The sequence below is a fragment of the Lapillicoccus sp. genome (assembly GCF_025353065.1).
GTDB lineage: Bacteria > Actinomycetota > Actinomycetes > Actinomycetales > Dermatophilaceae > Lapillicoccus.
Genome location: NZ_JANXRJ010000232.1, coordinates 1 through 6,437, shown reverse-complemented (window position 1 = coordinate 6,437; position 6,437 = coordinate 1). Strand labels below are relative to the sequence as shown.

Annotated in this window: 7 protein-coding genes; 4 read left to right on the top strand and 3 right to left on the bottom strand. The window is 69.0% G+C overall.

What is annotated here, in order from left to right; all coding sequences use genetic code 11:
• The first annotated feature begins 415 nt into the window (after nucleotides 1-415).
• Nucleotides 416-826, top strand: a complete 411-nt coding sequence (locus tag Q0R63_RS17620; RefSeq protein WP_295700202.1) for a hypothetical protein — start codon at nucleotides 416-418, stop codon at nucleotides 824-826.
• A gap of 691 nt (nucleotides 827-1,517) precedes the next feature.
• Here the strand turns inward: Q0R63_RS17620 and Q0R63_RS17615 are convergent.
• The 3 genes from Q0R63_RS17615 to Q0R63_RS17605 form a co-directional block, all read right to left on the bottom strand.
• Nucleotides 1,518-1,796 (bottom strand): hypothetical protein, encoded by a 279-nt coding sequence (locus Q0R63_RS17615; RefSeq protein WP_295700201.1) that lies wholly within the window; start codon nucleotides 1,794-1,796, stop codon nucleotides 1,518-1,520.
• 398 nt (nucleotides 1,797-2,194) lie between these two features.
• A complete protein-coding gene (locus Q0R63_RS17610) occupies nucleotides 2,195-2,947 on the bottom strand; it encodes a class F sortase (RefSeq protein WP_295700198.1) in 753 nt (250 codons plus the stop codon).
• Nucleotides 2,948-2,962: 15 nt separating this feature from the next.
• Nucleotides 2,963-3,730: a CHRD domain-containing protein gene (locus Q0R63_RS17605; protein WP_295700195.1), complete on the bottom strand. Its 768-nt coding sequence runs from the start codon at nucleotides 3,728-3,730 to the stop codon at nucleotides 2,963-2,965.
• A gap of 475 nt (nucleotides 3,731-4,205) precedes the next feature.
• On the opposite strand from Q0R63_RS17605, the gene Q0R63_RS17600 reads away from it, so the two are divergent.
• The 3 genes from Q0R63_RS17600 (at nucleotide 4,206) to Q0R63_RS17590 (ending at nucleotide 6,299) form a co-directional block, all read left to right on the top strand.
• Nucleotides 4,206-4,511 (top strand): cupredoxin domain-containing protein, encoded by a 306-nt coding sequence (locus Q0R63_RS17600; RefSeq protein WP_295700191.1) that lies wholly within the window; start codon nucleotides 4,206-4,208, stop codon nucleotides 4,509-4,511.
• Nucleotides 4,512-4,564: 53 nt separating this feature from the next.
• A complete protein-coding gene (locus Q0R63_RS17595; protein WP_295700206.1) occupies nucleotides 4,565-4,939 on the top strand; it encodes a hypothetical protein in 375 nt (124 codons plus the stop codon).
• Nucleotides 4,940-5,897: 958 nt separating this feature from the next.
• The gene (locus tag Q0R63_RS17590; protein WP_295700189.1) at nucleotides 5,898-6,299 is read left to right on the top strand and encodes a transposase; all 402 of its coding nucleotides are present in this window, start codon (nucleotides 5,898-5,900) and stop codon (nucleotides 6,297-6,299) included.
• Nucleotides 6,300-6,437 lie beyond the last annotated feature (138 nt).

The following is a 6,437-nucleotide window of genomic DNA, read 5'->3' as shown; positions in this document are numbered from 1 at the left end:
ACAACGCCGCCAGCATCCCCATCGCCGCCGGTATCCTCTACCCCGTCTTCGGGCTGCTCCTCTCGCCCATCATCGCCGCCGGCGCGATGGCCCTCTCCTCGGTCAGCGTCATCGGCAACGCGCTGCGGCTGCGCACCCAGAAGCTCTGAGAGCGGCACCATGGGCCGTCGCACCGCACCGGCCCGCGCAGCACGACCCAACGCGGACAACCACGCGGACGACCAAGGATGGCAATTGCCACCCCCATGTCTTCGTACACTTATACCTAAAGCTGACCGTGGACCAGGGGCAGGCCCACCAGCTCAAGCGGGAGGACGGCGGAGGGGCAGTAGGACCACCAACGCCGTCGAGTCGACCCCAAGCAGGTATACGGGCAGCCAAAGTTCGATGCCTGCTACTGACAGGATCAGCGCTCGTGCTCGCCGCCACCGTCAGCGCCCAAGCCGCCACCACCCCGACACCCACCACCACCGCCACCACGGGCACGTCAGCGACGGCCGACGCCCACCCCGGTGACAACGGCGCCGACGGTGTCCCCGAAGCCCAGGAACACCACGGCGGCCACGGCCTGGACAAGAGCGGCACGATCACCGCCGTCACCGCGTCCAGCGTCACCATCAAGACCACCGCCGGCACCACCACCTACACCGTCAACGCGGCCAGCGACGTCGACAAGAACGGCGAGGCCACCATCTCGTCCCTCGCCGTGGGCGACGCGGTCACCTTCAGCGTCGACAGCACCACCCCCACCGTCATCGACAAGCTGCACACCGGCAACGAAGCGCAGAACATGCCGCAGGCCCCCACCGGGACCACCGCCGGCTGACCCCCCACCGTGCGGCGCCCGGCCCGAACCCCTCGCAACTCAGCGACGGACCGGACCGGGCGCTCGCGAGGAGGCACCCCGCGGCCCGGCGATGAGCTCCGCCCGTCCGTGACCTGGAGAAGTTGACGTTGATCCCCGTGACGGCCGCGGCCCCCGAGCGGTACCCGTAGAACCAGAAACGCCCGCAGAGGCCCGGTTCCCATCGGCGCCAGTTCGGTTGCGCCGCAACGAACAAGGGGCACAGGACACGCTCCTTCACGGACTCCTAAGGCGGGTTGTCGCAAGTTCGAATCTTGCCGGGGGCACCAAGAAGTATCCGCAGGTACCCGGTCGCCACCGGCTGTGTCCGGGCTGGCCTCCGCGGTCCATGCAAGCGGACATCACCCACGTAGTCGACGATGGCGAGTCGGCCATCGTGGCTGGCCAGGGCCTCGGGGTGAGTGCGCGAGCCCTGAAGCCCCCCAGGCACCCACTGCGGCAGGCCGCGTACCGCACGCTTGTCAACGAGAGAGCCGGCTCGAGCAACCCCTCCTCTGAGGCCGACGTCTTCGAGGTGTTGCAGCACTTCGGGCCGCACGAGATATGCCGCTTGGTTCGGCGGCTCTGCTTTCCCTGGCGAACGTGGACGAGGGACTCGTCCTTCCCGGGGGCGGCGCGGGACGGCCGAGGTGGACCCCATGCGACCTCCGGGTTATTCCTGCCAGCAGGCGAGGACGTCGGTTGCGACGGTGTAGGCGAAGTCGCCGCGTGAGGTTCGCTGCGGCCCGAGCGTTGCCACCAGGGCGGTGGCGTCGACCTCGAGGGTGAGGTTGTCCTTGACGAAGGAGACGATGCCGGTGTTGCTTTGGAACGCGGGCAGGCCGAGCGAGGTCAGCCCTGTGAGCGTGGTCGCCGGCTGGGTGCGGCTGCGGAGCGCGGCGAAGTAGGTCTTGGCTGCCGCCGCGTCGGCCGACTGCTGGACGGAGAGCACAAGCCGACCCTGCGGGAGGGCGTAGGTACAGGTGAACAGACCGTGCTCCCACGTGCTTGTGCCTACCGGCGGGCCGGGTAAGGCGAGCAGGGTTTTGATGCTGCCCCGGATTTCCGGGCCGCAGACCATGCTGGCCGTCTGCGGGGGCTGGCCAACAGAACCGCCTGCCATCGTCTGCCCCGGCGCCATGCTCATTCCGTCGGCCGTCGGCGGACCGGCCGACGACGGTGCCACCGTGGTGGCGGTTGTGGCCGTGGGAGCGGTGGGCGGGGTCCCGCTCGGGTGGGCGAGACTGGCGGTGGTCCCGCAGGCTGTAAGAAGGAGAGGCAGCGCGAGAAGCGCCAGTCGGGTCTTGGGTCGGGCAGTCATGGGGTATCCGTGCAAGGGTGAGCCACCGGTCATACCGGCCGGCTGCTCACGAGGTGGGCGAAAGCGACGACGTTGTCCTGGTAGTGGCCCTTGTTGGCGTAGAAGGGACCACCGCAGGTGATCAGACGAAGGCCGGCGTGGTTGATGTTCCCGTAGACCTGCAGGGTGGGGAACTCGGCCTTGGCATACGTTTCCACGCTGTCCACGGCGAACACAGCGACGGTGTGGTCTGCCCGGGTCACCTCGATACGGTCCCCCGGTCGCAGCTCGGACAGGTGGTAGAACACCGATGGCCCGGCGGCTGCCGAGTCGACGTGGCCGACGATCACCGAGGGCCCGACCTGACCGGGTGTGGGCGAGCCCGTGTACCAGCCGGCGGGCGTTGTCGCGGTTGACGGCGGGACAGCAATCGCGCCCTGGGCGTCCAGCCCGTACTGAGCGAGGGGCGCGGCCGTCACCTGGATTCTCGAGGCCGTGATCGCGACGGGCACCGACCGCTTCAGGACGGGACCGACGGTCGCCGGTGGTGGCGCGGACGGACGGGCGCTGCCGGGGGTGGTGGCCGGCGTGGAGTTCGCGGGGGTGGTCGGCGCAGTAGAAACCGACGGTCCAAGGTTTCGCTCGGCATTGGGCCGTGCGGCACTGGCCGGCGAGGTGTTGCTGTGATTTTGGCCGAGGAGCGCGACGCTCAGCAGGGCTATCCCGGTGACGGCGAGCACCGCCGCGACCACGACCGTCGCTCTCGCGAGGCGGCGACGACGGTCGTGGTCGGAGCGGCTCATGCGGTTCTCGTGCTCTCAGCGCTTGGCAGTAAGACGACGGCGGGCGCCCACCAGGGCTCCGGCACCGAGCAGCATGACGCCACCCGCCGCGAGGAGGCCTTCGTTCTGGAGACCGGCGGTGCTGCCGCCGCCGGTAGCGACACCACCGTTCGGCATACCGGTCACCTGTGACGCCAGGACCTTCCCGCACAGGGTCGGAGAGGTCGCTGCCAGCGGCAGGGACGGGACCAGGTCACTCTTCTCGGCCTGGGCGGCGGCTGACAGGGTCGTCGGGTCCAGACCGTGGACGACGACGACCGCCGTGCCGGCCTTCAGCGAGGCGACCGTTGCGGAGTCGAGGGTGATCGTGCGGGAGTAGTCATAGCTGCCGCCCGAGGGAGCCGTTTTGAGGTTGGTGCCAGCAGCCGGGGTGGTGTCACCACTGGTCGAGAGCGTCGTGAGGATCCCGCCGTAGGACGGGGCGCCCTCGGTGGTGCTGATGACCCCATCCTTGTTGGTGTCGGCCGATGTGGTGGGGCAGACCCCCATCGCGCCGCCGTGAATGTGCTGGACGTGCGGGTACGCCGCCCCGGAGAACGTGGCTGCCACACCCGTGACGTGCTCGCTGATGGTGGCCGTGCTGCCGTTGAGCGACAACATGAAGGTGCCGGACGCACCCGAGCCATTGATCGCCGCCAGAGTGGCCTGGTAGGAGGTGCCGCTGTCGGCGTGCGCCGGGGCGGCCGCCGCAGCGAAAGACAGCGCCGCAGCCGGAGCCAGGAGAAACAGGAGTGACTTCTTCATCGAACAAACCTCTTAGCTTCCGAGAACCCGAGGGACGGTCGCCCTTCGGTCAACGTGCGTCGGACCGCCCGCCAAAGCGAACGCAGCGACGCAACGATGCTTCGGACAGCCATTCGTGGCCGGGAGCCATATCGGATGGGCAAGACGAAAGGGATCTTTGGTGACTTCTCGCCGGAGGCGCGGAGACAAGGCCTCCAAAGCTCTGACCATCCTCAGCGCCGACGGCGACGAACCACTGATGGGTCGGAACACCTCCGGACCTAAGGCGACCCACAGGAGAGCAGCCATGGCCAGTATTTCCGGCGGGACCACAACCCGGCAGCAGCGGGGCATCGCACTCAACGTCAGGGTGCCCCGAATAGTCAGTGCAGCAACGGCGGCCCTGGCCGTGATGGTGCTCGCTGGATGCGGGTCCCCCTCCAGCGGGGCATCTGGTGGCTCGACGAGTGGAACGGGCAGCTCGTCGGCCCCGGCGGTGGCCACCACCGGCAGCCCGGCGGCCAGCACGCCATCCTCCCCGACGGCACCGCAGGCCACGGTCACCATCCACATCAGCGCGTACAAATACACGGTTCCCGCTTCCGTCGCCCCCGGAGCCACGGTCAACGTCATGAACATGGACGACGTCAACCACACCGTGACCGCTGACAAGGCCGGCGGCTTCGACGACAAGGCCACCGCCGGAATGACGACAACCTTCGTGGCGCCGAGCGCGCCGGGGTCTTACCCGTTCCACTGCATCTACCACGCCGACATGCACGGCGTCCTGGTCGTCAAGTGACCACCCGGGCTGCAGTCGAGACTGGCTCACCGACCGTCGTCGCTTTGCGCGTCGTGACCGCCGCCGGACTGGTCGTCGACTCCGTCATCCACCTGTATCTCGCGTCGGGCTACCAAGAGGCTGCGCCCGGCGGCTTCGGAGAAGGCAACCTCTTCCGGACCCAAGCAGTCGCGGCCCTGATCGTCGCAGTCCTCGTGCTCGCCCGCGGCAGCCGGGCGACCTACCTCGCTTCCGCCGTCGTCGCAGCCGCCGCGCTGGCCGCCGTCCTTCTGTACCGCTACCTCGACTTGCCCCCACTCGGGCCGCTACCGTCCATGTACGAGCCCATATGGTTCCCCACCAAGACAGCCACCGCCGTAGCCGAGGCCGTCGCCGTGGCCAGCTCGCTCGTCGGACTCTACTGGCCGCGCCCGCAACCGACGCCTTAAACAGGCGCAGCACCATGCCCTTCCGGTCGCCGATCTGGAGCAATGGGCGAAGGTACCTCCCCGAGCGGTCACTCGAACGTCCCTAGACGGTATGGAGTGACGCCCCGGATTGTGCCGGGGGGTTGCGGGCCGGGGCCTCTCTCACACAGATTCGTGGGTTACCGAGGAGGGGTGTCCTGCTCGGCATCCGACATGTGTGGGAGGCCAGGCATCCATGGGTGGGTTCTGAGCGTACGAGTGTGGGACTGGATGTGCACGCCCGGTCGGTGGTCGCGGCGGTGATCGACGGAGAGACCGGGGAGGTGTTCCGGGCCAGGTTGACCCCGGACTACGGGCAGGTGGTGCGGTGGGTCCAGGGCCTGCCCGGCTTGCTGATGGCCGGCGGCGGTGGCGTACGAGGCCGGCCCGACGGGGTTTGGGTTGGCGCGGGCCTTGGCCGTGCAGGGGATCCGGTGTGAGGTCGCGGCGCCCTCGAAGCTGCAGCGGCCGTCGGGGGGCCGGGTCAAGACCGACGCGCGGGACGCGATGCACCTGGCCCGGTTGTTGCGGTTGGACGAGGTGACGTCGGTCAGGGTGCCGAGTGTGGCGCAGGAAGCCGCCCGGGACATGGTCATGTGAACGATTGCTCGGGAGGACTGCCGTGGGGATCTGATGCGGGCCCGTCACCGGCTCTCGAAACTGTTGCTGCGCAACGGGGTCGGGTACTACGGCGGCACGGCCTGGACCGGGGTCCACGACCGGTGGCTGCGTCAGCAGGGGTTGCAGCTCGGTTCGCCCGCGGCGAGGGCCGCGTTCGGTGAGTGCTACGACGCCGTCGTGAGTGTTGCTGCCCGGCGGGACCGGCTGGACGCGGCGATTGGGGTGATGGCCGCGGACAGCGAGTTCCGCGGTCACCCGCCGGCTGGGGTGCCCGCGGGGCATCTCGACCCTGACCGGGTTCGCGTTGGCGGTCGAGATCATGCTCAAACATGACTGGTCCCGGTTCACCGGCACCTCGATCGGGTCCTACGTGGGGCTGGTGCCCTCGGAGTACTCCTCAGGCGCTTCACGAGTGCAGGGCTCGATCACCAAGACCGGCGACGGCCACGCCCGGATGCTGCTGGTCGAGGCCGCCTGGCACCACCAGAAGCCGTATCGGCCAGGCAAGGCCATGCGGGAACGGTGGGACCTCGCGCCAGCCGCGGCACGAGCGCGCGGAGACGCCGGGAACCGCCGCCTGCACGCCCGGTGGGTCAGGTTCAACGAACGCGGAAAATGGCACGTGATCGCCAACGTCGCGGTGGCCCGCGAGCTGGCCGGCTGGTGCTGGTCTCTCGCAGTGATGCCCGACGAACCCCTTGACCTGCTCGTGGCGTCCTGACAGCGGCCACGAGAAACTGCCCGGAGACGGCCACGAAGCTGCCCGGTGGCGGACATGAAAACTGCCCGCTGACGGTCATGGGATCTGCCCGACACGATTCCGTCTGCCTGACCGCGTCCCGCGGTTAAGGCCCCTCCT

Coding starts and splice junctions, on each gene's coding strand:
- Q0R63_RS17610 (WP_295700198.1), bottom strand. CDS start 2,947: ATGAGCCGCTCCGACCACGACCGTCGTCGCCGCCTCGCGAGAGCGACG.
- Q0R63_RS17605 (WP_295700195.1), bottom strand. CDS start 3,730: ATGAAGAAGTCACTCCTGTTTCTCCTGGCTCCGGCTGCGGCGCTGTCT.
- Q0R63_RS17590 (WP_295700189.1), top strand. CDS start 5,898: ATGCTCAAACATGACTGGTCCCGGTTCACCGGCACCTCGATCGGGTCC.